Origin of the sequence: Yoonia sp., assembly GCF_965660735.1 — a bacterium.
Classification (GTDB): Bacteria; Pseudomonadota; Alphaproteobacteria; order Rhodobacterales; family Rhodobacteraceae; genus Yoonia.
Genome location: NZ_CBFIBD010000037.1, coordinates 1 through 24,360, shown reverse-complemented (window position 1 = coordinate 24,360; position 24,360 = coordinate 1). Strand labels below are relative to the sequence as shown.

Genomic DNA, 24,360 nt, shown 5'->3' with positions numbered 1-24,360 from the left:
AACATCAGCCGGCCAAAGATCTGTCCGCCCATGCATTTGAGCGCGGCAGCGGCCAAAACACCTTCTGGGGCGCCGCCCGATCCCATATACATGTCGATGCCTGTGGTATCCGGTTCGGCGCAATGCATCACACCGGCCACGTCACCATCCGTGATCAGGCGGATCGCTGCACCGGTGCTGCGGATCTCGGCGATCATGTCTTCGTGGCGCGGGCGTTCCAGAACGCAGACCGTGATATCTTCGGTCGAACAGCCCTTCGCGGCGGCCAGTGCAGACACCCGTTCGGCGGGCGACATGTCCAGCGTCACGACACCGGCGCGAAAGCCCGGACCGATGGCCAGTTTGTCCATATAGACATCAGGCGCGTGCAGCATTGACCCGCGTGGCCCCATCGCGATGACGGCCAGGGCGTTTGGCATATCCTTGGCTGTCAAGGTGGTGCCTTCAAGCGGATCAAGCGCGATATCCACACCTGGCCCGGTCCCGGTGCCGACTTCTTCCCCGATGAACAGCATCGGGGCTTCATCGCGTTCACCTTCTCCGATGACGACGACACCTGCGATGTCCAGCCGGTTCAACTGGGTGCGCATCGCGTCTACCGCAGCCTGATCGGCCGCCTTTTCATCGCCGCGCCCGATCAGCGGCGCGCAGGCGATCGCTGCGGCCTCGGACACTCGTGCCAGACCCAGCGACAGGTTGCGATCATTGAAGTCGATGGGCTTTGGCATTTGGGGCATCCTTTGATTGCTTGGTGGCGATAAAGCCTGTCAGCGCTGCCGCGACAACCCTGTTTGCGCTAAAGTAGGTAAACGCAAGGGCGGGCCGCACGAATCTCAAACACACTCAGACCGCTTCGATCCGGATCGCTACGGGCACGCCCGTCACGACGCTGGTGCTTTCAAATTCGGCCAGCGCCTCTTCCAGTGCGCTGCGGGTTGTCTTGTGGGTGACGATCAACACAGGGGCGGCATTCGGATCGTCATGATCATATTGCCGCATCCGGTCGATGGAGATTCCAGCTTCGCCCAGCACATAGGCCACTTTTGCCAGCGCGCCGGGTTTGTCCAGCAATTGCATCCGCAGATAATAGGGGGCAGGCACTGCGGCGCGGGCCGCGCGCGCCTTGCGCAGCGTCCGGGCGGGTTGCCCAAATGTCGATATCCGCATGCCCCGCGCGATATCCATCACATCGCCCATCACGGCGCTGGCGGTCGGGCCTTCGCCGGCACCCGGTCCACGCAGCACGATCTGACCGATGGCGTCACCTTCAAGAACAACCATATTCGTGCCGCCCTGCAACTGACCCAGCGGCGATGTGTCGGGCACCAGGCAGGGCGACATGCGTTGTTCCAGGCCGCGTCCCGTCATCTGTGCGACGCCCAGCAGCTTGATCTTGAACCCCATGTCGGCGGCCTGATGGATATCCTCGATCGTGACTGATCCGATCCCTTCCAGTTCGACTGCGCCAAAATCGACCTGCGTGCCAAAGGCGATGGACGACAGCAGCGCCAGCTTGTGCCCTGCATCAATCCCGCCCACATCAAGTTGCGGGTCAGCTTCTAGATAGCCAAGCGCATTGGCCTCGTCGAAAACAGCCTCATAGCTTAGGCCCGCATCTTCCATGCGGGTCAGGATGTAGTTGCAGCTGCCGTTCATCACGCCCATCACGCGGGTAATCTCGTTGCCGGCCAACCCTTCGGTCAGGGCCTTGACGACGGGAATGCCGCCGGCCACTGCGGCCTCGAACCGGATGACGCGCCCTGCGTCTTCCGCCTGTTCGGCCAGCGCCTGGCCGTGGATCGCCAAAAGTGCCTTGTTGGCTGTGACAACATCCTTGCCCGCCGCGATTGCGGCTTCGGTGGCGTCCTTGGCAGGGCCGTCAGAGCCGCCCATGACTTCGATGAACAGATCGACATCGTCGCGCATCGCCAGTGTGACGGGGTCGTCTTCCCATGCATATCCCGTCAGATCGACGCCGCGATCCTTGTCACGCGACCGGGCTGACACCGCGCTGATCACGATGGGCCGGCCCGCGCGTTGTGCCAGCAGTTCCGCGTGCGATTGCACGATCCGCACGATCCCGACGCCAACGGTGCCCAGACCAGCAATTCCAAGGCGCAAAGGTTCGGTCATCGTGGGGGAATCCATTTTTCTGTTTCGTCCATGCGGTGTTATCGAATAGGGGCGTTCACTGCAACGCGGCGATGTCGGTTTCACGCAAAAGGGCAGCACGGGCCTGCAAGGCGGCAATCCTGGCCTGAATCGCTGCATCGTCCATGTCGCTTTCGGGCGGCAAGGCTGGCAGTGGGGTCAGGCGTGGATAGGGGGCACTGCGGGCGGCATCGCTGATTGTGCCTTCCAGCACCGGAAACTGGGTGCAGGCAGTCAGGCAAATCAGGGCAGGCAGCAGGCGCATGACGTTTCTCTGATATTTGTTGTTGTAGGACTGTATCCGCTGCGCCGCAGCAGGGGCAAGGATTTGCTTCTAGGCTTTTCAAATGAACGATTGTTCAGTTAGATGCTGCCATGGCACGTAAACAGGGTTCACATTCCGATATTACCGGCCCCAAGGTCCTTGATGCCGCGTTGCGCCTGATCGCGCAGCACGGGTATGCGGCCGTGTCCATGCGCCAGATCGCGGCCGAGGTCGGTGTGCAGGCCGGCGCGCTTTATAATTACACCCCTGACAAGCAAAGTCTGCTGTTCGATCTGATGCGCCACCATATGTCCGAGTTGCTGGACGGGCTGGTCGCGGCTGACCTGACGGGGGATGCGCTGACGCGGCTGAAAGGGTTCACGCGGTTCCACATTCGGTTTCATCTGCCCCGGTCCGACCAGGTTTTTGTATCCTACATGGAGTTGCGCAACCTTTCGCCGGACAATTTCACGGCAATCGAAGCGATGCGCCGCCAGTATGAAGACGCGTTGGAGGACATCCTGCGCGCGGGCGAAGCCGAAGGCGTTTTTGCGGTGCCCGACACGCGGGTCGCCACGATGGCGCTGATTGCGATGCTGACCGGGCTGAGCCATTGGTACCGTGAGGGCGGGCGGCTGGCGATGCCGGTGGTCGAACAGATTTATTGGGATCTGGTGCGCAAATCAGTAGCAGTGTAGGTGCGGGGCACAGGCACTGCGCCCAATGAAAGGAAGCCACCAATGTTTACCGCAGATGAAAGCGGCGTTTATGCCCGGGTCGAGGCATCACCGGCCCGCCGGTTCTTTGCTGTTGGGGTGCTGTTCGCATTGGGAACGCTCGTCCTCTATTCTGCGCTGGTGCAGCCGCCGGCGGCGATCTGGCTTTTGTTTATGATACTCCTTGGCGGCCTTGCGCTGTGGCTGGCCGAAAAACTGCGCCGGGCAACCCTTGGCACCATTGAACTGACCGATGACGAAGTGCGCGACACCAATGGGCGGGTGTTGGCCAGGATGGATGAAATACGCGGGATTGAACGCGGCACCTTGGCGTTCAAGCCATCCAACGGGTTCACGCTGGTGATGAACACCAAAAGGCCGCGTGCATGGGCACCGGGGCTTTGGTGGCGTATCGGTAAACGCGTCGGGGTTGGCGGTGTCACATCTGCGGCACAGGCGAAATTCATGGCCGAACAAATCGCGTTTCGCCTGTCCCAGAGGGACGGTTAACAGATTTCATCACCGCTGGACGGCAGGCCGGGCGTCGGATCAAAGCAGATTGAGCCAAGAAAGCGCGGGGTGATGACGGTAAACGAATTGAACGTGATATCGTCCAGTCTGGTTCCCGTAAAAGGCCCCAAGCCGATTGAAAAGGGCGCGCTGTACTGTGTGCGCGTTTCAATCAGCAGTGACCGGCTGCCATCGGCCATAATTGGCAACCTGTCCCTGATCGCGTTGAGGTCGGTATTGTCAAGGGCGGCGCCAATGCCGCGGTCCTCTGACCAGACCCGCCGATACGTGTCGTCAGATTGACGGTAACGAAAGACTGTGATCCGAATATCGGGGTTCGCATCTGCAAGTGTCAGGGCGCGTAGCACTTCGCGCATGCTGTCGATGTAGTTTGCATCGACAGGTATCTGTTCGCGACTTATCATATCGGCCAGGGTCAGCCCGGCGCGCGAGTTGATGGATTCTGTCCTGTAAGCGTCAAAATAGACAAGTGTCGACAACAGAGCCCACACCAGCATCGGGACAACCAGCAAGAGTTCGACAGCGATGACACCCTCTTCGTCCTCGCGAAAACGGCGCAGATATGATGCGAGATAGGTCATTGGAATGGCTCGATCACAAACGCAGAGGTTGAGATGAGCGCATAAGATCCCTGCGCCGTGGGGTTGTCATTTGCGTCAGCGATTGCTTTGCCAAGGCCGGTCGTCGGCAAAAAAGGATCGAAACGTGCACAGACCCGCAGGAACAGCAGCTCGTTATTGCTGCCGTTCGTAAACTCAACGACGGGCTGCACCTCTTCGTTGCGATCAATGCAGCGCACCACGTTGCTCAGGCTGGTCCAGTTGCGCGGATCGCGGCGAACCATTTCCAGTTCCATCTGGTTCACGCAATCAGGGATAATGCCGGCAACATCGCAAATCCGCTGTCTCAGATTATCGCGGGTGGGTGTCGCGATCCGACCGATCCGCACATCGCGCACCGCAACATCGACACCGCGTTCCAGCATGACATGCCGCAAGGAGACCATACCGCTTTCGTAGGTCATCAGGAAAAACAACATGAACAAAGGGAAAATCAGGACGAACTCGACCGTGACATTCCCTTGCTCCGACGCCCAAAACGCCTTGCGCAGACCCCGCCTGATATGGCTGCGCCGCGTCACAGATTCAGCCTCAGGTCCGTGATCTGTTCAGCGATGTCTTCAAAAACACTGATCAAACCGGCACCGCTGGCGGGAAAATACATGGAAGGATCTGACGCGCAGTTACGCATCTGGGTTGCACCCGCACCGCCGACCTCAAACGCGACGGTGTAGACCTCGACGTTCCGAACCGGGTTTTTTGCCAGATTGCAGACCGACGTAAAGCTATCCACGTTGTCATTCTTGGAGGAGTAGAAAGTCTTGGACCAACTGCCCTGATTGTTCAGTTCTTTCGTCAGATTAAGCGGGGACAGGGGATATTTGGGGCGCATCTGCTCGGTGATCGCGCCGTCGGTCATCAGCACGATGATCTTTTTCGTTTCGCTGTCATTCCAAGCGGCCGGGCGGTTTACGAAATCGTCCGGCACCAAAGAGGAACTGACACTGTTCAGGTGCGCAAACGCGGGCTGCGTCGTTGGATCAAGCAGGGCCAAGCCCCATTTCATGCCGTAATGCGTGCCCGTTCCGTCATGCATCCGGATGCCATCAATGAATTTCGCGGCCTCGCCGGCGTCGGTCAGCGCATAACGGATCGCCGAGACATCCTGCGGGCACCAACCCCAATCCATGACTTTGGCCGCGATTGTCCAGAGCATGAAATGCGGCACCTGAGGGCGGCCTGTGCCCGGCAAGCCGGTGTTGGACCAGTCAACCCCTTCGATCTCTACGCAGGACGAGACATTCGGAAAAAGAATATCGTCATCCGTGTTTGCTTTGCCATCGGGACCGTCGTCGATGGCCGGTGTCGCATAGCGCTGTCCGTTGAGATAACTGAACATTGCCGGACCAGGGTTCGTCATCCCAGCGTAGGGCACGATATTCAGGGAAATCTGTCCGCCATTTGCCGGGTCGAGCACCTTGTTGGCAAATGCCTTGGCGGCATTCTGCATGTCGCCAAACTTGCCTTTGCTGCCCGAGCCGCCGTAGCGCATGGAGCCGGAAATATCGAGAACAAGCGAAATTTCGACCTTGCCGATCCCCTCGATCGCGGCTGAGGTCGCCGGGACATCCAGCGCGTCAATGCCAACAAATTTCAGGTAATAGGTATTGATGTCAAAAGCCGACTGCACACGCACCGTCCGGGAATTGCCCGCATCGACCACCGTCGGAGTGCCGACAATCGCACCGTCAAACCCAGCCTTCTGGAAATAATCAATAACGACTGTCGCCGGATCGACGGTCTGGTCCAGCTCGGCTGCGGCAAGAACAGCGCGGTCCGAGACACTCTGAAGCATTGCGCGCCGCGCTTCGAACCGCATGAAATCAACCGCCATGCCCCCCATCACCAACATCACGATCAACAAGAGCAGCGAAAGTATGATGATCCCACCCTCCTCGTTCCGGTGAAAGTCACGGGCGAACCTGCCAATGTGGCCTTGTGCGATCTTGGCCCGCAGAAGGGTCTGGTGTTTCTTGGTCATCATTTCAACTCGCGCTTTGAATGCGGAAAACGGCATTTGTCAGACGTTACGGTGATGAATTCATCGCGACGAGACGTTAACATACTGTTCATATCGCGCCTAAGGTTTTTCGCCATGACGGCGTCTTGCCGTCCGTATTCCCGTGCAATGTCGCAGGGTTCGATTGTAGTTGTAATGATCTGCGCCAACTGTTGCGAAATCGGAAACAGAGTCGTGCAAGGCGATTGTTCCGATAAGCCCGATTTTTTCGGGTATTCGACCTTTTTTCCAACTTTGCCTGTTTTTTGGACGTTTTAAACCGAATCGGCGTTATGCTCTGGTTGGGTGCCAAAAGCCCGAATTGACCGGCAAATGCCGGAGCAGGAAGGAAAAGCCATGACAGTGCAGCAGTCCATTCAGGAACCCAGTTTTCGCGAGTCTGTGGATCTGATGTTCAACAGGGCCGTGGCCCTGATGGACCTCGGCCCCGGGCTGGAGGAAAAGATCAGGGTATGCAATGCGACCTATACTGTCCGTTTCGGTGTGCGTCTGCGTGGCGCGATCCATACCTTTACCGGGTATCGGTCTGTGCATTCCGAACATATGGAACCCGTCAAGGGTGGCATCCGCTTTGCAGTTGGCGTGCATCAGGACGAGGTCGAGGCGCTGGCGGCGCTGATGACCTACAAATGCGCCCTGGTCGAAGCGCCGTTTGGTGGCTCCAAGGGGGGGTTGCGGATCAACCCTGCCGATTGGGACGATCACGAGATGGAACTGATCACCCGCCGTTTCGCCTATGAGCTGATCAAGCGCGACCTGATCAATCCCGCGCAGAACGTGCCTGCCCCGGATATGGGGACGGGCGAACGGGAAATGGCGTGGATCGCCGACCAGTATAAACGAATGAACACCACCGACATCAACGGTGCGGCCTGTGTTACCGGCAAGCCCACCAATGCAGGCGGCATCGCCGGCCGGGTCGAGGCGACAGGCCGCGGCGTGCAATACGCCTTGCAAGAATTTTTCCGCCATCCCGAGGATATCGCGGCAGCGAAACTTTCCGGCACGCTGAAGGGCAAGCGGATCATTGTGCAGGGCCTTGGCAACGTGGGCTATCACGCCGCCAAATTCCTGTCCGAGGAAGACGGTGCGAAAATCACCGGGATCATCGAACATGATGGTGCGCTGCATGATGAAAACGGTCTTGACGTCGAGGCCGTGCGCGCATGGATCATCAAACGTGGCGGTGTCTCGGGCTATCCCGACGCAGTTCACCGCGTGGATGGGGCGGAACTGCTGGAGGCGGCGTGTGACATTCTGATCCCCGCCGCGCTGGAAGGTGTGATCAACCTTGGCAACGCAGACCGGATCAAGGCGCCGTTGATCATCGAAGCGGCCAATGGCCCTGTGACGGCGGGTGCCGATGACATACTGCGTGAAAAGGGGTGCGTGATCATTCCTGACATGTATGCCAATGCAGGCGGCGTCACCGTATCCTATTTCGAATGGGTCAAGAACTTGTCGCATATCCGCTTTGGCCGGATGCAGCGCCGCCAGGAAGAGGCACGCCACCAGCTGGTCGTGGACGAGTTGGAACGGCTGTCCGCTGACAAGCAGCTGGGCTGGACGCTGTCACCGAATTTCAAGGAAAAATACCTGCGCGGTGCGGACGAGCTTGAACTGGTGCGTTCGGGTCTGGATGACACCATGCGCGCCGCCTATCAGGCCATGCGCGCGGTCTGGCACGGGCGCGACGATGTGCATGATCTGCGCACTGCGGCCTATCTTGTATCGATTCGCAAAGTGGCGGACAGCTATCGTGCAAAAGGGCTTTGACAGGTCCGGCGCATGATGTTGCGCCTGAAAATGAACTGGACATGAATGCCGCCAAGGTCGCGTTCACCTTGCGTTCATGTCCGGTTCACCTACCATTAATCTTAAGTTAAAACACTGTTAATATTAGGTTATTTTATGCAGGTATGGCGCGCGCGCCATTATTGTGACGCATTTCAGCCGTTATTCGATCCTACGCAAATACGACTAGCAGTAGATTGAAATTTAACTCTGGGGTGCCGGCAAATGCAAAGGTCGATCCATCAATGGGCGCGACGTTTCACCAAGAGTGAGGACGGGAGCGCATCGATCGAGTCGCTTTTGTGGATTCCGATCTTTGTCTATTTTCTGATTTTGGTGCTCGATGTGTCCTTCATCTTTTTTGGCAAGGCACAGGTGCTACAGGTCGTGCAGGATGGCAACCGGGCCTTGTCGATCGGTGTTTTCACGACCGAACTGGAAACCGAGGAATTTGTCCGCACCGCCTTGGTGAATTACACGGCCTCTCCCGTCATCGACTCGCGCATTGATCTGGCCACCGGAGTTGTGACGACTGACGTCACTGTTCCGGCAACCGATCTGATGGTCGTCGGCTCTATCCCTGTGTTTCGCGGCACGCAGATTCCAATCTCTGCACAGCATTTTCTTGAACGGTAAGGATGGGTATATCCATGTCACATGAACAGAACGTTCTGAATGAGGCAAAACGGTTTCTGCGCCGCGAAGACGGTGGAATGACCGTTCTTGGCCTCTATTTCTTTATCTTCATGGCGATTTTCGGCGCTTTTGCGGTTGATGGCATGAACATTTCCGCATCCCAGGTCCATCTGCAGAAAGCCGCAGATCAGGCAGCACATGCCGCGCTTTACAATATGTCGTCGATGGGGGGTGACCCTGCCAATGCGGCCATCGCCAAGCAAAAGGCGATTGATGTGGTATCGGCCACGCTGCCGCCAGCACGCTTTGGCACCTCGATCGAGATTACGGATGTGACGTTCGGCCACTTTGATCACACGACGCGTAAATTCACGCCCGATCCGGCATCGACGTCGGCGGTGCTGGCCAAGACCAGCTTTACGCGCGGGCGGTTGAATGCGCTGAATACCTATCTGCTCAAGCTGATCGGATTCGATTCTTTCGATATCGAACGGTGGGCCGTCTATGAAATCTATCTGCCAGGCTGTCTGCGCGAAGGTTTCATTGCCGAAGGGATCGTTGATGTTCAATCGAACAACAACTTTTCCAACGGGTTTTGCATTCATTCCAACACACATGTGTCGTTGAACAACAACAATGAATTCGAGGCGGGCACGATCGTGTCGATGGAGGATCTGGACAACCTTGATCTGCCGTCTTCGGGGTTCCAGTCAAACGACGGTCTTCAGGCGGCCTTGCGTCAGGGCACGATGAACCTGCGTATCCTGAACCGGATCGAACATATGATCGCGCTTTACAAGGACCCGAGTGCTGTCGTGCCCGGCGACACACCTGCGCTGCCGGATTACATCACCGACAAGACGTTGCCGGCAAAGAAAATCACCGGCAAGGCCAATAAGATCGAAACTGCCGATCTTGATCCGGGCGTTGTCTATGAAGCGACCTGTCAGGGGAATAACGCGCTCAAGATCGATGCGAATGTGACGATGCGCAATGTTGTCATCGTCACGGATTGCAACATCTCGTTCACCAACGGCACGGCAGGGAGTTCGTTTGAAAACGTCATGATCCTGACATCCAGCATCGACGACAAATCCATCACGTCGCCCGCAGGTTTGCGGATTGGCGCGGATGACAAATGCACCGATGGCAACGGGGCCGTGATCGCGACGATGGGCGGCATCAGTTTCGTGTCCGGTGTCGAAATGTATGGATCGCAATTTCTGGCTCTGAAAGACATCATATTCAATTCCAACGCGATTGGCGTCGGGTCTTCGCTTGTCGCAGGCGGTGTGATTGATGCGACCTCGAATATGGAAATGACGCTTTGTGGTAATGGCACCGGCGATGCCGTCGAGTTGGATTATTTCCGTATGGTCCTGTGATCCGGCCAAATCCACGAAAGACCAAGGCGTCCCGTTGCAGGGGCGCTTTTTTTTCGTGATGTCGGCTGGTTGCCTGGGGTTGACGTAAAAAGGCCGCGCATTTTGTGATGGTGGTTGCTAGGTTGACACACAAATCCGCCCGTCGGCGCGGATGGCAGTTCAGAGGCAGCAAATGCGCTATTCCGGTTTTCGGGTGATCAAGGAAGGGCTGTTTGGCCAGAAAGGCTGGAAACCTGTCTGGCGCGATCCCATGCCCAAGGCGGAATATGACGCGGTGATCATTGGCGGTGGGGGGCATGGGTTGGCAACGGCCTATTACCTTGCCAAGGAACATGGGCTTACGAATATCGCCGTCCTTGAAAAGGGCTATATCGGCGGCGGCAACGTGGGGCGCAACACGACGATCGTGCGCGCCAATTACTTCCTGCCCGGCAATTCCGAATTCTATTCCCACTCTTTGCGGCTGTGGGAGAGGATGGAACAGGATCTGAACTATAATGTCATGCATTCCCAGCGCGGGCTGATCAACCTGTTCCATTCGGACGGACAGCGCGATGCCTTTGCCCGGCGTGGCAACGCGATGATCAATCAGGGTGACGATGCGGTGCTGCTGGACCGTGACGGGGTGCGCGAACATCTGCCTTACCTCGATTTCGACAATGCCCGTTTCCCGATCTATGGCGGCCTGCTGCATCCGCGCGGCGGCACGGCCCGGCATGATGCCGTGGCATGGGGCTATGCCCGTGGGGCGGACCAGCGCGGCGTTGACATCATCCAGAATTGCGAAGTCACCGGCATCGACATCGAAGACGGTGTCGTCAAAGGTGTGCAGACCACGCGCGGGGCGATCCGCGCGAAAAAAGTCGGCATCGTGGTGGCGGGCCGGTCAGGGCAGGTGGCGGCGATGGCTGGGATGCGCCTGCCGATCGAAAGCCATGTGTTGCAGGCATTCGTGACCGAAGGGTTGAAGCCGGTCATCGACCATGTGGTCAGTTTCGGCATGGGCCATTTCTATATCAGCCAGTCGGACAAGGGCGGGCTGGTGTTTGGTGGCGATCTGGATTTCTACGCCTCTTATGCGGCGCGTGGGAACCTGCCGATGAAAGAACACGTGATGGAGGCTGCGATGACGCTGATGCCGATGATCGGCAAGGCGCGTGTGCTGCGGTCATGGGGCGGGATCATGGATATGACACCCGATGGCAGCCCGATCATCGACAAGACCCCGACCGACGGATTGTTTATCGACTGCGGCTGGTGCTACGGCGGGTTCAAGGCGGTGCCGGGGTCGGGCTTCAGCTTTGCCCATCTGATGGCCACGGGGCGGCACCATGAACCTGCGGCGAAATTCCGGCTGGACCGGTTCCTCACGGGCGTCGGCCTGATGGATGAAGAGGGCACCGGTGCCCAGCATAATCTGCACTGAGGGGTGGGGAGATGGCTGTTTTTGAGTATTTTTGGCAAGATGATGAAAGGTGCGACGCATGAGGATCGCATGCCCCAATTGTGGCGACCGTGACCGCCGCGAATTCTATTATCAGGGTCATGCGGTGGTGCTGTCGCGGCCGTCGCGGGATGCGGGTGATCAGGCCTGGAATGATTACCTGCACAACCGCGACAACCCTGCCGGCATGACCCGCGATGTGTGGTATCATGAGGGCGGATGTGGCGCATGGCTGGTGGTGGAGCGCAACACTTTGACCCATACCGTGCAGGATGTCACGCTGGCGGAAAAGGCCCCTCGATGAGGTTACGCGCGCCGGAACAGACGGTTCGTTTCACCTTTGACGGGCGTGCCTTGCAGGGGGTGCCGGGTGAACCTGTCGCGGCCGCTTTGCTGGCCGATGGCGTACGGCTGGTTGCGCGGTCGTTCAAATATCATCGCCCCCGCGGGATCATGTCGGCGGGGCCCGAAGAGCAGAATGCGCTGGTGACCGTCGGGCGCGGCGCACAGGCCGACCCGAACGTGCGTGCGACGACGCTTGAGGTATCAGAGGGGCTGGACGTATTCAGCCAGAACGCATGGCCCAACCTGCGCCATGACCTGATGGCGGTGAATGATCTGGTCTCGCCGTTTTTGGGGGCGGGGTTTTATTACAAGACCTTCATGTGGCCGCGCGCATTCTGGGAAAAACTGTATGAACCGGTGATCCGTCGCGCGGCCGGACTGGGTGGGTTGAGCGGTGAAAACAATGCCGACCGCTATGAAAAGGCCTATGCGTTCTGCGATGTGCTGGTGATCGGTGCCGGGCCTGCGGGGCTGATGGCGGCGCTGACGGCGGGGCGGGCCGGGGCGGATGTGATATTAGCGGATGAAGACACCGCCATGGGCGGCCGCCTGCTGTGTGAGGTCGAAGCGGTTGACGGCAAGCCCAGCGGAGACTGGGTTGCGGCGGTTCTGGCTGAACTTGCCACGATGGACAATGTGCGCCTGATGGGCCGGACAACGGTGACGGGGGCCTATGATCAGGGCACCTATGGCGCGCTGGAACGCATCGGCGGGCCGCGCGCGCCGGACAAACCGCTGGAGTGTTTCTGGCGGATCGCCGCAAAACACGCGGTTCTTTGTGCAGGTGCGCTTGAACGTCCCATCGCATTTCCCAACAACGACCGACCGGGGATCATGATGGCCGGCGCGGTGCGCGCCTATGTCAATCGCTGGGGCGTCGCGCCGGGCAAGACAGTTACCATTTTTGCTAACAATGACGATGCCCACCGGACGGCCCGCGATCTGGCGGCGGCAGGTGTGCGGATTGCGGCGCTGATCGACAGCCGTGACACTGTGCAGGTCGCGGGGAATTTCCCTGTATTCACCGGTGGACAGGTGATCGCCACCAAGGGGCGCCACGGGCTTGAAAGCATCACCATAAGCCACAGCGGCGGCACCCGCGTGATCGGCACCGATTGTCTGGCCGTGTCGGGCGGATGGAATCCCACGGTGAATTTGACCTGCCACATGAACGGGCGGCCCGACTGGCGTGAAGATATCGCGTCATTCGTGCCGGCACCGGGCAGCATTCCGGGGCTGATGACCGCAGGTGCGTGCAACGGGACATTCGACACGCGGGGCTGTCTGCGCGAAGGGGCAGAGGTCGCGGTGCATGTGGCAAGCGCGCTTGGGCTGTCAGCATCGGTGGCGGTGCCGGACGGGGATGAGACCGCCTATCGGATCAGCCCCCTTTGGGCGGTGCCGGGCAAGGGGCGCAAGTGGATCGATTTCCAGAACGATGTGCATGTGAACGACGTTGCACAGGCCGTGCAGGAAAATTTCCGCGCGGTCGAGCATATGAAACGCTATACCACCCAAGGCATGGCCCCCGATCAGGGCAAATCCTCGAACGTGGTGGCCTTGGCGCTGCTGGCCGATGCGACTGGGCGGGGCATCCCGGAAACCGGCACCACGACATTCCGACCGCCCTATGTGCCGGTGTCGATCGCTGCGATGGGGGCGGGTGCGCAGGGCAAGGGGTTCGCGCCCGAACGGCTGACCCCATCCCATCGCGCCAGCGCTTCGCGGGGTGCGCCGATGATCGAGGCTGGGCTGTGGTATCGCCCCGGCTATTTTCCTGCGCCCGGTGAATCCACCTGGCGGGCGGCCTGCGACCGCGAAGTGGGGTTTGTGCGGGGTGCCGTGGGTGTCTGCGATGTGTCCACGCTGGGCAAGATCGACATTCAGGGGCCCGATGCAGGCGCACTTTTGGATTTCGTCTATGCAAATACGTTTTCGACGCTGCCGGTTGGTCGCGTCCGCTATGGGCTGATGCTGCGCGAAGACGGGCATGTGATGGATGACGGCACCACAGCACGGATGGGTGATGCGCATTTCGTCATGACGACTACGACGGCGGCAGCGGGGCAGGTGATGCGACATCTGGATTTTGTCTGTCAGGTGCTGCGCCCCCAGCTGGATGCGCGGGTCGTGTCCGTCACGGAACAATGGGCGCAGTTCGCTGTTGCGGGGCCAAGGGCGCGGGATTTGCTCGATACGGTTCTGGATGGGAAGATCGACAATGGGACGTGGCCGTTCATGGCCTGTGGTATTGCCAGCATTGCGGGGGTGTCGGCGCGGTTGTTCCGCATCTCGTTTTCTGGCGAACATGCCTATGAGGTCGCAGTGCCTGCCCGTTATGGTGAAAGCCTGTTCCGCCTGCTGGTAAACCAGGCCGAATTGCTGGGCGGTGGTCCCTACGGGATGGAAGCGCTGAATGTGCTGCGCATCGAAAAAGGGTTCATCACCCACGCGGAAATTGACGGGCGTACCACGGCGTTCGACATTGGAATGGACCGGATGGTCAGCTTGAAAAAGGATTGCATCGGGCAGGCGGCATCGCGCAGGCCCGGCCTGCTGGATGAAGAACGGGAACAACTGGTGGGGTTGATGCCGGTTGATCCGGCGCAAGCCCTGAGCGCTGGGGCATATTTGTTTGACAGAGGGGCGGATGCGGTGCGCGTGAATGATCAGGGCTATGTCACATCGGTGTGCCATTCGCCGACACTGGGAACGTCGCTGGCGCTGGGTTTTCTGAAACGGGGCCGCGCGCGCCATGGCGAAGTGATCAGATTGGTCGATCACCTGCGCGGGATTGCGGCGGATGTGACGGTCTGCGATCCGGTGTTCCTTGACCCGGACGGAGGGCAGGCACGTGGTTGAATTGCTGCCATTGACCCCTTGCGCAGGGCTTTTGCCGATGACGATCGGAGACATCACGGTAACCGAAGCGGACATGGAGCCGTTGCAATCTGTCGCCCCCCTTGCGGGGCAGGAAAGGGCAGTGTCGGCGGCGTTGGAACGTCAGCTTGGCATTGCCCTGACGAAGCCGAACCGCGCCGCGCGCAACGGGACGGCGCGTGTGCAGTGGTTCGGCCACGGCACGTGGCTGGTGCGGGGCGCCGTGGCGTTGGATGGTTTGGCCGCTGTCACCGATCAGTGCGACGCCTGGGCCAGTGTTGTCATCACAGGCGTGGGGATAGAAGATATGTTGGCACGCCTGGTGCCGATTGATCTGCGCGCCAGACCCTTTCCAGTGAACCAGACCGCCCGCACGTTGCTGGGCCATATGCCTTGCGCCATCACGCGCGTGGCGTCTGATGCGGTCGCGATCATGGTGATGCGATCCATGGCGCGCACGTTGGTGCATGAATTGGAGGCTGCGATGCGTGGCCGTGTTGCGTGCTCAAATTTCTAGAAATTTGAGGCCTCCGGCGGGGATATTTCTACTCTGAAGAAGCAATGGCCTTTGCCCTGTGAATCGCGGATACTGCATGCATGAGTCTGCCCCCCGGTTTCCTTGATGAATTGCGTGGCCGCCTGTCCCTTGGGCAGGTCGTGGGGCGCAAGGTCATGTGGGATACGCGCAAGTCCAATCAGGGCAAGGGCGATCTTTGGGCGCCGTGCCCCTTCCATCAGGAAAAAACCGCCAGTTTTCACGTGGATGACCGCAAGGGGTTTTATTACTGCTTTGGCTGCCACGCCAAGGGCGATGCGATTTCGTTTGTGCGCGAAACCGAAAACGTGGATTTCATGGAGGCGGTCAAGATTTTGGCTGCCGAGGCCGGAATGCCCGTTCCCGAACGCGACCCGCAGGCGCAGCAAAAGGCAGACAAGCGCAGCATCCTGATCGATGTGATGGAACAGGCGGTGCAGTGGCACCGACTGCAACTTCAGACTGGCGCTGCGGCCGAGGCCCGTGATTATCTGGCCCGGCGCGGGTTGAGTGAAGCGGCACAAGCGCGCTGGGAGATCGGATTCGCGCCCGCGCAGGGTGGTGTGATGGCGCATCTGACCGGCAAGGGCGTTGACCCCAAACTGGTCATCGAGGCCGGTCTGGCGGCGGAAAACGATCGGGGTGGTGCGCCTTATGACCGGTTCCGCGGGCGCATCATGTTCCCGATCCGTGATGGACGTGGGCGTGCCATCGGTTTTGGCGGCCGGGCGATGGACCCGAACCATCCGGCAAAATATTACAACTCTCCGGAAACGCCGTTGTTCGACAAGGGCCGCAGTCTTTATAACCACGGCCCGGCGCGCGAGGCGGCGGGCAAGGGCAGACCGCTGATCGTGGCCGAAGGCTATATGGACGTGATCGCCCTGTCAGAGGCAGGGTTCACGGCCACCGTCGCGCCGCTGGGCACTGCGATCACCGAGGATCAGTTGCGCCTGTTGTGGCGTATCGCGGACGAACCGATCATCGCGCTGGATGGGGATACCGCCGGTCTGCGGGCCGCGATGCGTGTCATCGACATTGCGCTGCCGCTGCTGGAGGCGGGCAAATCGCTGCGTTTTGCCCTGATGCCCCAGGGGTTGGACCCTGATGACCTGATCAAATCGCAGGGTGCGGGCGCAATGCAAAAGCTGCTGGATGCCGCTATTCCGATGGTGCAGCTTTTGTGGCGCCGCGAAACCGAGGGTAAGGTTTTCGACAGTCCTGAACGCAAGGCATCTCTGGACAAGGCGCTGCGTGAAAAGCTCAGGTTGATTGCAGACCCTTCGATCCGCAGCCACTACGGCGAAGCGGTCAAGCAGATGCGCTGGGAACTGTTCAGCGCCCGCAAGGCGGCATCGCGCAAGGGTGCAAATCGGGTGTGGGTGCGCAATCAAGACCCGTGGAAACGCGATGTCAGCCCGGTTGCGGCCAGCAAGATGTCAGCGCTGGGGGCGGGGGCATCGGACGAAGACCATCTGCGCGAAGCTGTCATACTGGCGACCCTGATCGTGGCGCCGCAAATTGCGTTGGAATTTGAAACCTCGCTGGAACAGATCGAAAGCCGTGATCCGACGCACCGTGAATTGCACGCCTGTCTTTTGCGGCATCTTGGGCAGCCTGATTTGCAGGCCGCGATTGTCGCTGATCTGGGTGCGGCCCCTCTTGAAAAACTGATGAGCCAAAGCCATGTGGCAATCAGCCCCGCGATCCGCCGGGGGGGCGATACGGACGTGGCGCGCATGTGCCTTGCCGAAGAATTCGCCAAACTGGCCGCGCGCCGCGGTCACGCCCGCGAGATCGAGGATGCGGTCGAAGATCTGAGCGGGGTCGCCGACGAAGGGGTGACATGGCGGTTGGCGCAAGCCTCTGCTGCTGTCGATCGCGCAGGGCGCGGCAACAATGAAGATAGGGCAGAGTATGATCTTGCCGACAATGGGGCGCGGATGAAACGGGACGAACGCGATGCTTTCGATCAGCTTCTTGATCAGATCCGCTTTGCAAAGGGCGGGAAAAGCCCTAGGTCTTGAGCTGTGCAACAGACTTTGAAAATAAGGCGCTGACAGGTTGCGAATCGCCGCAATGCAAGATTGATTCGGTTTTGACCGAATCTGCCGAATCACTCGGCACGGAATTGACGTTATGAGAGGCTGCTGAATGGCTGCGAAAGATACTGACGATCGTAAGAATGCAGACCAGGATGGCGATATCAGCCTTGATATGAGTCAGGCCGCCGTCAAGAAGATGATCGCCGACGCGCGCGAACGCGGCTATATCACCTATGACCAGTTGAACGCGGTGCTGCCACCCGAGCAGGTATCGTCGGACCAGATCGAAGACGTGATGTCGATGCTGTCCGAAATGGGTATTCAGGTCACCGAAGAAGAAGAATCCGAAGAAAGCGAAGACCCGCAGGGCGGCACCGAGGTTGCGACCGTAGCCGGGTCGCGCGACGTGACCATCGGTGGCGCCGAAGCTGAAAAGCTGGATCGTACCGACGACCCCGTTCGGATGTATCTGCGCGAGATGGGCAGTGTCGAATTGCTGTCGCGAGAGGGCGAGATCGCCATCGCCAAGCGGATCGAGGCCGGGCGCAACACAATGATCCTTGGGCTGTGCGAAAGCCCGCTGACCTTTCAGGCCATTACCATCTGGCGCGACGAATTGCTGTCAGAGGATATTCTGCTGCGCGATGTGATCGACCTGGAAACCACCTTTGGTGATCAATTGGGCGAGGATGGCGAGGAAGAAGCGGTTGTTGCCGCCCCGATCCCGGGCGTTACACCCGCCGAAAAGGAAGACACCCAGGAACTGGACGCCGACGGCAACCCGATTGCCAAGGATGACGACGACGATGACGACGAGCAGGCGAACATGTCGCTGGCCGCAATGGAGGCCGCGCTCAAGCCGCGCGTATTGGACACGCTGGAGGTTATCGCACGCGATTTCGCCAAGCTGAGCGATATGCAGGATGCGCGTATGTCCGCGACCCTGAACGAGGATTCGTCGTTTTCGGACAAGGATGAAAAGAAATACCAGAAACTGCGCGCCGAGATCGTCGAACTGGTGAATTCGCTGCACCTGCACAACAACCGGATTGAAGCACTGATCGACCAGCTTTACGGGATCAACCGCCGCATCATGTCGATAGACAGCTCGATGGTGAAACTGGCTGATCAGGCGCGGATCAATCGCCGAGAGTTCATTGACGCCTATCGCGGCCGCGAATTGGACCCGAACTGGTTGGATGACATGGCCGACAAGCCCGGTCGTGGCTGGCAAGGTCTGATCGAACGCTCGACCGCCAAGATCGAAGAGCTGCGCGGCGACATGGCGCAGGTTGGCCAGTATGTGGGCGTGGACATCACCGAGTTTCGCCGTATCGTTCAACAGGTTCAGAAGGGCGAAAAGGAAGCCCGCCAGGCGAAAAAGGAAATGGTCGAGGCGAACCTGCGGCTTGTGATTTCGATTGCCAAGAAATACACGAACCGCGGTTTGCAGTTCCTTGACCTGATCCAGGAAGGCAACATCGGCCTGATGAAGGCCGTGGATAAATTCGAATACCGTCGCGGTTATAAGTTCAGCACCTATGCAACGTGGTGGATCCGTCAGGCGATTACCCGGTCGATTGCCGATCAGGCGCGCACGATCCGTATTCCGGTTCATATGATCGAAACGATCAACAAGCTGGTCCGCACCGGACGGCAGATGTTGCACGAAATCGGCCGCGAACCCACGCCCGAGGAATTGGCAGAAAAGCTGCAGATGCCGCTGGAAAAGGTCCGCAAGGTGATGAAGATCGCCAAGGAACCGATTTCGCTGGAAACGCCGATCGGCGACGAAGAGGACAGCCAGCTTGGCGATTTCATCGAAGACAAGAACGCGATCCTGCCGCTGGACAGCGCTATTCAGGAAAACCTCAAGGAAACGACAACCCGCGTGCTGGCGTCCCTGACCCCACGCGAAGAACGTGTGTTGCGGATGCGGTTTGGCATCGGCATGAACACCGACCACACGCTGGAAGAAGTCGGTCAGCAGTTCAGCGTGACCCGTGAACGCATCCGCCAGATCGAGGCGAAGGCGCTGCGCAAGCTGAAGCATCCGAGCAGATCGCGGAAGTTGCGGAGTTTCCTGGATCAGTGATGGAAAGCCCCCGGTTTCGGGGGCTTTTTTTCGGCGAATCAGTCAGAGCGACGACCCCTGTCGGGGTGTCGTGACTTCAAAACCAATTGAGCAAGATCAATCGCCCGCCCCTGCACCCCGGTTAATCATATCGGGCACGCATGCGGTGGTGCGCCTTGAATTGGTGAACCGCGTGCTTTTTCCCGCGTGCCCCTTCGCAGCGAAGGGTTCTTTCAGAGGAGAAAACCATGCGATTTGCATTTGTTCTGACATCGGCCGCATTGATCGGGTCGGCTTTCGTGACTAGCGCTACCGCCCAAGACACCGGTGAGTCACTTTACATGGACGCCTGTGCCTCCTGCCACGGGGCTGCGGGCATGGGCGCCGGGCCCTTGGCTGAATATATGACGGCGGATGTGCCCAACCTGACACAGCTGAGCCAGCGGAATGACGGTGTGTTTCCGATGCTTGACGTGATCCAGACCATCGATGGACGCACCGGGATCAGGGGGCACGGGTCGGAAATGCCGGTTTGGGGTCGCCAGTTCAAGGCTGAAACCATTGACGATGCCGGGATTTATGGCAGCGAAGTTTATGCCCGCGGCAAGATCCTGTCGCTCGCCTATTATCTGGAATCGATCCAGGAGGACTAGGCGAAGCCCGCCCAACGCTCCTACAAACCTAAATAAAAAGGACAGGTCATGCGTATTTCCATCCGGCTCATCACTGCCACCCTTGCCGTGATACTGGCTGCCTGCGAAGACACGAACCGCTACCCTGTGACAGAGGAACAATGCGGGCCTGACGACCCGGTGCTGGGCCTTGACGCCGCAGACTGCAATGTGGCCCCGTCGGGAACGGGCATCGGCATGTGATGATCTTATGGGTTGCATGGGGCGTTCGTGCTGCGCAAGGATGCCTCCCATGCAGACCCGATTTGACATCGCCACGACCGGCCCCGGATTGTATGAATTCACGTCTGATGTGGCCCGATGGGTGCAGGGGACAGGGCTGTTAACCCTGTTCATACGCCATACATCGGCCAGCCTGCTGATCCAGGAAAATGCCGACGCGCAGGTGCAGACGGACCTGCAAAACTATTTCGCTCGGCTGGTGCCACCCAGCACGGATCCGGCCATGGGGTATCTGACCCACACCTATGAAGGTCCTGACGATATGCCCGCCCATATTAAGGCTGCGCTTTTGCCCACGCATCTGTCCATTCCCGTGATGAACGGCCAGATGGCGCTGGGAACGTGGCAGGGGATTTACCTGTTTGAGCATCGCGACAAGCCACATCAGCGGCAAGTGGTGGCGCATCTGGGATAGAGTCCGAACAGCAACGGTTTGCACCCCTGCATCTTGGGGCGCAAATTGCCCACTACCCAAAACCTGCGCACCTTCCTATAGTGCCTGTGGATAACCGGGGCGCAGACCCCAAGCCGAGCAACAAGGACATCTTATGCGCTGCCCATTTTGTGGAAATGTTGATACCCAAGTCAAAGACAGTCGCCCAGCCGAAGATCATGTGGCGATCCGCAGAAGGCGGCTTTGTCCGGCCTGTGGTGGCCGGTTTACCACCTATGAACGGGTGCAACTGCGCGATCTGGTCGTGATCAAGACGAATGGCCGCCGCGAGGATTTCGACCGGCCCAAGCTGGAACGCTCGATCCGCATCGCCTTGCAGAAACGGCCCGTGGAACCCGAACGGATGGACCAGATGATCAGCGGGATCGTCCGCCGCCTGGAAAGCATGGGGGAAACGGATATTCCGTCCGGCACGATCGGCGAGATCGTGATGGAAAGCCTCGCGCGGATCGACACCGTCGCTTATGTGCGCTTTGCCAGCGTCTACAAGAATTTTCAGGCCGCAGATGATTTTGACAAGTTCGTCAGTGAATTGCGACCGGACACCCCCGCAGAAGATACGTGACAAGCGCCGCTGACGCCCGTTTCATGGCGCTGGCCCTGTCGTTGGGGCGGCGCGGCATGGGTCGCGTGTGGCCGAACCCTGCCGTCGGTTGTGTGATCGTGCAGGATGGCCGGATCGTAGGCCGCGGCCAGACCGCCGATGGGGGGCGGCCCCATGCCGAACCCGTCGCGCTGGCACAGGCGGGGTCTGCGGCACGCGGGGCGACCGCCTATGTCTCGCTTGAACCCTGCGCCCATCATGGCCAGACCCCGCCTTGCGCCGACGCGCTGATCGCGGCGGGTGTGGCGCGTGTCGTGATTGCAACAGGGGATCCTGATCCGCGCGTGGGTGGGCGTGGTACCGCCATGCTGCGCGCTGCCGGTATCGCGGTGGATACCGGCGTGCTGGAAAAGCAGGCGCAGCGCGACCATGCCGGTTTTTTCCTGCGGGTGACCGAAAACCGCCCGTTTGTAACGCTGAAACTGGCAGGCACGCTGGACGGGCGGATCGCCACCGCATCGGGCGAAAGCCAGTGGATCACAGGGCCAGAGGCGCGGCGTGCCGTGCATATGATGCGCGCCCGCCATGATGCGGTCATGGTGGGGGCGGGGACAGTGCGCGCAGATGACCCCGCGCTGACCGTCCGGGGCATGGGCGATCTGCGCCAGCCGGTGCGGGTCGTGATTTCGCGCGCGATGAAAATTCCGGTGACAGCACAACTGGCGCAGACGGCCGGGGACGTGCCGGTTTGGCTGTGCCACGGCGCAGGGGCCGATGTGGCCGACTGGACTGCGGCGGGCGCGCTCAGCCTGCCCTGTCCGGTGGCCGCGGGGCAGGTTGACCCGGACGCGGCGATGGCTGCCTTGGCAGGGCAGGGGATCACGCGCGTGTTCTGCGAAGGTGGCGGGATGCTGGCCGCTTCGCTGTTGTCGGCGGGGTTGGTCGATGCTTTGGTGGTGTTTTCCGCAGGGATGGCCATCGGGGCCGAGGGCACGCCGTCGCTGGCTGCAATGGGTGTGGACAGGCTGGCGTCGGCGCCACGGTTCAAGTTGGATCAGGTCCGGCCCGTCGGGGGCGATATCATGCATACCTGGGTGCGGGCCTAGCGCCACAAGAAGGCATAGCTTGCAAACAGTCCCTGCAATTTTGCCAGCGTCCGGTTCATGGACCCCGGTTTCGGAATATCGTCATTCTCTAGCCTGTCCACGACGACCTCGACCGGGCAAGGCAGCCTTGTGATTGGATCGAAATAGCGCGGATAGGCGATCAGGGCCGCGTGGACCAAACCGACCAGATCGACCGTGACCGCCCGGCGCGGGATTGGCATCGCACGGTCGTCGGTCAGCCCCCAACCGGCATAAAACGGCGTTCCCAGACAGGTAACAGGTTTGCCGTGCAGCAAGGCTTCGAACCCTAACAGCGACGTCATTGTCCAGACCTCATCTACCTGTTCCAGCGCTGTGATCGGGTTGGTTGCGGTCAGGACCACATCGGCGAAATCTCCGGCATCGGGCACGGCGCCCGGGCGCAGGCCCGCCTCGACATCCGGGTGTGGTTTGTAGACGATCACCGCTGCGGGGTTCGCCTGCCGGGTGGTCGCCAAAAGATCGCGGTTCGTCTTGATATCCGCCGCACCCAGCCGGATCGCGGCGTCATCTTCGACCTGACCGGGGACCAGAATGCGGCGGCCCCTTGGCAGGTCAGGCAGGGCCTTGGACTGGTCGAGGTTATATTTCGACAGGCGTGCATGTGTGATACGATCAATCAGGGCGCGTGCGCGGGTGCGCGTCGCGGCATCCAGATCGGCGCTTGCACTGATCAGTGCCTCCAGATCGCTGGGGCGGGTTGCGTCATAATAAATGCCGGTCCGGTCCAGCACGAGGCTGAGAGGCGCCACCAGATCGGCGCCCAACCCGCGCGAGCGCAAAAAGCCGTCTTCGACCAGCACCGCATCTGTTGCACCGGTACTGCCCCAGCGCATCAGGCAACGGTCCGTTGTCTGCGCCCGGGTCAGGGCCTTTGGCCCGCGGGCAAACTGAACCCGGTGCGCCGTTCCGAAAAACCGTTGCAGCGGTGCGCGTTTCCACAGGCGCATATCTGCTGCGACCCAACCGCGATGATCGTCGCGCCATGCACGGGCAAGTGCGCTCAATGTTGCCGCGGCCTCTTCAAAACTGCAAAGCCGGTCATGAAAGGGATCATACCACGTGGGGTAAAGGATCATCGCGCCGGCAAAAAGCTGGGCGCGGGTCAGATTGCGCTGTCGGCGCTGAAGCGGTTTACGATCATCGGACAGGCCCCAGCCGATGTAAAACGGCTGGCCAAAAACGACGGGCTTGTGCCCTGCCAAAATCGCCTCGAACCCCATCTGCGATGTGACGGTATAGACGGCAATCGCACCCGCGAACAACACCCAGGGCGACAGGGGGGCGTCGCACAGGCTGATCCGGTCCGTTTCATCGTCCGCTGTGAAATAGCCAGACCTGTGTCCAGCGACCATTTCTGGGTGCGTCTTGATGATGATTTGCGCGCCGGGGTGTTCGGTCTGGGCGTAAAACAGCATTTCGCGGAACGTGTTGCTGTCGGCACTGCTGGCTTTGATTGATGCGTCCTTGCGTGTCTGGTCGATCACGAGAACATAGCCGGGGTCCGGGGCAGGCAGGGCGGGATCACAGGCGTTATATTTTGACAGATGCCCGTCTTGCAGGGTCGTGATCCCGGCGCGGGCGCGGTCCAGCAGGGCGGTATCGTCCAGTGGATGCTCGGACAGGATCAGTTCCAGATCAGTGGGTTTGGCGGGATCGAAATGCACACCGCGCCGGTCGATGTTCAAGCCAATCGGCGCGTCGCCGTCGCGCCCGGTGCGGACAGACCGCAGAAAACTGTCCTCGACCCGCACAACTGCGGCGCGGCACCGTTCTGCCACCGCTTCACCCCGAGGCGCGGTCGGGCTGTGCCCCCAAACCCCCACCAGATCATCCGGTCCCGGTGCGCCCAGCCGGATGTC

General features: G+C 59.9%; 23 protein-coding genes. 16 read left to right on the top strand and 7 right to left on the bottom strand.

The features are described 5' to 3' along the window. From glpX to ACTG4B_RS12635, 3 genes are all read right to left on the bottom strand, one after another. Positions 1–728: class II fructose-bisphosphatase (glpX, locus tag ACTG4B_RS12645; protein ID WP_439156061.1), on the bottom strand; the 728-nt coding region annotated here is incomplete at its 3' end. Between the two features lie 115 nt (positions 729–843). Further along, positions 844–2,133 carry a homoserine dehydrogenase gene (locus ACTG4B_RS12640; protein WP_439156060.1) on the bottom strand — a complete coding sequence of 430 codons (1,290 nt, stop codon included), beginning with the start codon at positions 2,131–2,133 and terminating at the stop codon, positions 844–846. A 55-nt stretch (positions 2,134–2,188) separates the two neighbouring features. Beyond that, positions 2,189–2,416: a hypothetical protein gene (locus tag ACTG4B_RS12635; protein ID WP_439156059.1), complete on the bottom strand. Its 228-nt coding sequence runs from the start codon at positions 2,414–2,416 to the stop codon at positions 2,189–2,191. A 110-nt stretch (positions 2,417–2,526) separates the two neighbouring features. Between ACTG4B_RS12635 and ACTG4B_RS12630 the strand changes: the two genes are divergently transcribed. After that, positions 2,527–3,114: a TetR/AcrR family transcriptional regulator gene (locus tag ACTG4B_RS12630; protein WP_439156058.1), complete on the top strand. Its 588-nt coding sequence runs from the start codon at positions 2,527–2,529 to the stop codon at positions 3,112–3,114. 42 nt (positions 3,115–3,156) lie between these two features. Further along, the gene (locus ACTG4B_RS12625) at positions 3,157–3,642 is read left to right on the top strand and encodes a hypothetical protein (RefSeq protein ID WP_439156057.1); all 486 of its coding nucleotides are present in this window, start codon (positions 3,157–3,159) and stop codon (positions 3,640–3,642) included. Here ACTG4B_RS12625 and ACTG4B_RS12620 read toward each other — a convergent pair. From ACTG4B_RS12620 to ACTG4B_RS12610, 3 genes are read right to left on the bottom strand one after another with little or no spacing between them, the layout of a single operon-like run. Then, a complete protein-coding gene (locus tag ACTG4B_RS12620) occupies positions 3,639–4,244 on the bottom strand; it encodes a TadE/TadG family type IV pilus assembly protein (RefSeq protein ID WP_439156056.1) in 606 nt (201 codons plus the stop codon). The genes ACTG4B_RS12625 and ACTG4B_RS12620 overlap by 4 nt on opposite strands. Further along, positions 4,241–4,804: a TadE/TadG family type IV pilus assembly protein gene (locus ACTG4B_RS12615; protein WP_439156055.1), complete on the bottom strand. Its 564-nt coding sequence runs from the start codon at positions 4,802–4,804 to the stop codon at positions 4,241–4,243. The genes ACTG4B_RS12620 and ACTG4B_RS12615 overlap by 4 nt, the downstream gene beginning before the upstream one ends. After that, on the bottom strand, positions 4,801–6,267 hold the full coding sequence (locus ACTG4B_RS12610; protein ID WP_439156054.1) for a pilus assembly protein TadG-related protein: 1,467 nt from the start codon (positions 6,265–6,267) through the stop codon (positions 4,801–4,803). The genes ACTG4B_RS12615 and ACTG4B_RS12610 overlap by 4 nt, the downstream gene beginning before the upstream one ends. A gap of 372 nt (positions 6,268–6,639) precedes the next feature. Here ACTG4B_RS12610 and ACTG4B_RS12605 point away from each other — a divergent pair, with 372 nt between their 5' ends. The 14 genes from ACTG4B_RS12605 to ribD all read left to right on the top strand — a co-directional run bounded on the left by ACTG4B_RS12605 (position 6,640) and on the right by ribD (position 22,459). Further along, on the top strand, positions 6,640–8,079 hold the full coding sequence (locus tag ACTG4B_RS12605; protein ID WP_439156053.1) for a Glu/Leu/Phe/Val family dehydrogenase: 1,440 nt from the start codon (positions 6,640–6,642) through the stop codon (positions 8,077–8,079). 243 nt (positions 8,080–8,322) lie between these two features. Then, on the top strand, positions 8,323–8,733 hold the full coding sequence (locus tag ACTG4B_RS12600; protein WP_439156052.1) for a TadE/TadG family type IV pilus assembly protein: 411 nt from the start codon (positions 8,323–8,325) through the stop codon (positions 8,731–8,733). A 14-nt stretch (positions 8,734–8,747) separates the two neighbouring features. After that, the gene (locus ACTG4B_RS12595) at positions 8,748–10,118 is read left to right on the top strand and encodes a pilus assembly protein TadG-related protein (RefSeq protein ID WP_439156051.1); all 1,371 of its coding nucleotides are present in this window, start codon (positions 8,748–8,750) and stop codon (positions 10,116–10,118) included. A 172-nt stretch (positions 10,119–10,290) separates the two neighbouring features. Beyond that, positions 10,291–11,544 carry a sarcosine oxidase subunit beta family protein gene (locus ACTG4B_RS12590; protein WP_439156050.1) on the top strand — a complete coding sequence of 418 codons (1,254 nt, stop codon included), beginning with the start codon at positions 10,291–10,293 and terminating at the stop codon, positions 11,542–11,544. Between the two features lie 58 nt (positions 11,545–11,602). After that, positions 11,603–11,866: a sarcosine oxidase subunit delta gene (locus ACTG4B_RS12585; protein WP_439156049.1), complete on the top strand. Its 264-nt coding sequence runs from the start codon at positions 11,603–11,605 to the stop codon at positions 11,864–11,866. Then, positions 11,863–14,769 carry a sarcosine oxidase subunit alpha family protein gene (locus ACTG4B_RS12580; RefSeq protein ID WP_439156048.1) on the top strand — a complete coding sequence of 969 codons (2,907 nt, stop codon included), beginning with the start codon at positions 11,863–11,865 and terminating at the stop codon, positions 14,767–14,769. Before ACTG4B_RS12585 ends, ACTG4B_RS12580 begins: the two co-directional genes overlap by 4 nt. 37 nt (positions 14,770–14,806) lie before the next feature. Beyond that, positions 14,807–15,304 (top strand): sarcosine oxidase subunit gamma, encoded by a 498-nt coding sequence (locus ACTG4B_RS12575; protein WP_439156047.1) that lies wholly within the window; start codon positions 14,807–14,809, stop codon positions 15,302–15,304. Positions 15,305–15,384: 80 nt separating this feature from the next. Continuing rightward, positions 15,385–17,349: a DNA primase gene (gene dnaG / locus ACTG4B_RS12570; RefSeq protein ID WP_439156046.1), complete on the top strand. Its 1,965-nt coding sequence runs from the start codon at positions 15,385–15,387 to the stop codon at positions 17,347–17,349. Between the two features lie 127 nt (positions 17,350–17,476). Next, positions 17,477–19,462, top strand: coding sequence for an RNA polymerase sigma factor RpoD (rpoD, locus tag ACTG4B_RS12565; RefSeq protein ID WP_439156045.1), 1,986 nt, complete (start codon positions 17,477–17,479; stop codon positions 19,460–19,462). 227 nt (positions 19,463–19,689) lie between these two features. After that, on the top strand, positions 19,690–20,094 hold the full coding sequence (locus ACTG4B_RS12560; protein WP_439156044.1) for a c-type cytochrome: 405 nt from the start codon (positions 19,690–19,692) through the stop codon (positions 20,092–20,094). A 48-nt stretch (positions 20,095–20,142) separates the two neighbouring features. After that, a complete protein-coding gene (locus ACTG4B_RS12555; RefSeq protein ID WP_439156043.1) occupies positions 20,143–20,316 on the top strand; it encodes a hypothetical protein in 174 nt (57 codons plus the stop codon). Between the two features lie 49 nt (positions 20,317–20,365). Beyond that, positions 20,366–20,770, top strand: a complete 405-nt coding sequence (locus ACTG4B_RS12550; protein WP_439156042.1) for a secondary thiamine-phosphate synthase enzyme YjbQ — start codon at positions 20,366–20,368, stop codon at positions 20,768–20,770. Positions 20,771–20,903: 133 nt separating this feature from the next. Next, positions 20,904–21,374 (top strand): transcriptional regulator NrdR, encoded by a 471-nt coding sequence (nrdR, locus tag ACTG4B_RS12545; RefSeq protein WP_439156041.1) that lies wholly within the window; start codon positions 20,904–20,906, stop codon positions 21,372–21,374. 23 nt (positions 21,375–21,397) lie between these two features. Further along, positions 21,398–22,459 carry a bifunctional diaminohydroxyphosphoribosylaminopyrimidine deaminase/5-amino-6-(5-phosphoribosylamino)uracil reductase RibD gene (gene ribD, locus ACTG4B_RS12540; RefSeq protein WP_439156065.1) on the top strand — a complete coding sequence of 354 codons (1,062 nt, stop codon included), beginning with the start codon at positions 21,398–21,400 and terminating at the stop codon, positions 22,457–22,459. On the opposite strand, the gene ACTG4B_RS12535 is transcribed toward ribD, so the two are convergent. Next, positions 22,456–24,360: capsular polysaccharide biosynthesis protein (locus tag ACTG4B_RS12535; RefSeq protein ID WP_439156040.1), on the bottom strand; the 1,905-nt coding region annotated here is incomplete at its 5' end. The two genes, ribD and ACTG4B_RS12535, sit on opposite strands and share 4 nt — an antisense overlap.

Excerpts from the sequence above, each read along its gene's own strand:
- ACTG4B_RS12640 (WP_439156060.1), bottom strand. The coding sequence starts at position 2,133 with ATGACCGAACCTTTGCGCCTTGGAATTGCTGGTCTGGGCACCGTTGGC.
- ACTG4B_RS12635 (WP_439156059.1), bottom strand. The coding sequence starts at position 2,416 with ATGCGCCTGCTGCCTGCCCTGATTTGCCTGACTGCCTGCACCCAGTTT.
- ACTG4B_RS12630 (WP_439156058.1), top strand. The coding sequence starts at position 2,527 with ATGGCACGTAAACAGGGTTCACATTCCGATATTACCGGCCCCAAGGTC.
- ACTG4B_RS12625 (WP_439156057.1), top strand. The coding sequence starts at position 3,157 with ATGTTTACCGCAGATGAAAGCGGCGTTTATGCCCGGGTCGAGGCATCA.
- ACTG4B_RS12620 (WP_439156056.1), bottom strand. The coding sequence starts at position 4,244 with ATGACCTATCTCGCATCATATCTGCGCCGTTTTCGCGAGGACGAAGAG.
- ACTG4B_RS12610 (WP_439156054.1), bottom strand. The coding sequence starts at position 6,267 with ATGATGACCAAGAAACACCAGACCCTTCTGCGGGCCAAGATCGCACAA.
- ACTG4B_RS12605 (WP_439156053.1), top strand. The coding sequence starts at position 6,640 with ATGACAGTGCAGCAGTCCATTCAGGAACCCAGTTTTCGCGAGTCTGTG.
- ACTG4B_RS12600 (WP_439156052.1), top strand. The coding sequence starts at position 8,323 with ATGCAAAGGTCGATCCATCAATGGGCGCGACGTTTCACCAAGAGTGAG.
- ACTG4B_RS12595 (WP_439156051.1), top strand. The coding sequence starts at position 8,748 with ATGTCACATGAACAGAACGTTCTGAATGAGGCAAAACGGTTTCTGCGC.
- ACTG4B_RS12590 (WP_439156050.1), top strand. The coding sequence starts at position 10,291 with ATGCGCTATTCCGGTTTTCGGGTGATCAAGGAAGGGCTGTTTGGCCAG.
- ACTG4B_RS12585 (WP_439156049.1), top strand. The coding sequence starts at position 11,603 with ATGAGGATCGCATGCCCCAATTGTGGCGACCGTGACCGCCGCGAATTC.
- ACTG4B_RS12580 (WP_439156048.1), top strand. The coding sequence starts at position 11,863 with ATGAGGTTACGCGCGCCGGAACAGACGGTTCGTTTCACCTTTGACGGG.
- ACTG4B_RS12575 (WP_439156047.1), top strand. The coding sequence starts at position 14,807 with ATGACGATCGGAGACATCACGGTAACCGAAGCGGACATGGAGCCGTTG.
- dnaG (WP_439156046.1), top strand. The coding sequence starts at position 15,385 with ATGAGTCTGCCCCCCGGTTTCCTTGATGAATTGCGTGGCCGCCTGTCC.
- rpoD (WP_439156045.1), top strand. The coding sequence starts at position 17,477 with ATGGCTGCGAAAGATACTGACGATCGTAAGAATGCAGACCAGGATGGC.
- ACTG4B_RS12560 (WP_439156044.1), top strand. The coding sequence starts at position 19,690 with ATGCGATTTGCATTTGTTCTGACATCGGCCGCATTGATCGGGTCGGCT.
- ACTG4B_RS12555 (WP_439156043.1), top strand. The coding sequence starts at position 20,143 with ATGCGTATTTCCATCCGGCTCATCACTGCCACCCTTGCCGTGATACTG.
- ACTG4B_RS12550 (WP_439156042.1), top strand. The coding sequence starts at position 20,366 with ATGCAGACCCGATTTGACATCGCCACGACCGGCCCCGGATTGTATGAA.
- nrdR (WP_439156041.1), top strand. The coding sequence starts at position 20,904 with ATGCGCTGCCCATTTTGTGGAAATGTTGATACCCAAGTCAAAGACAGT.
- ribD (WP_439156065.1), top strand. The coding sequence starts at position 21,398 with ATGGCGCTGGCCCTGTCGTTGGGGCGGCGCGGCATGGGTCGCGTGTGG.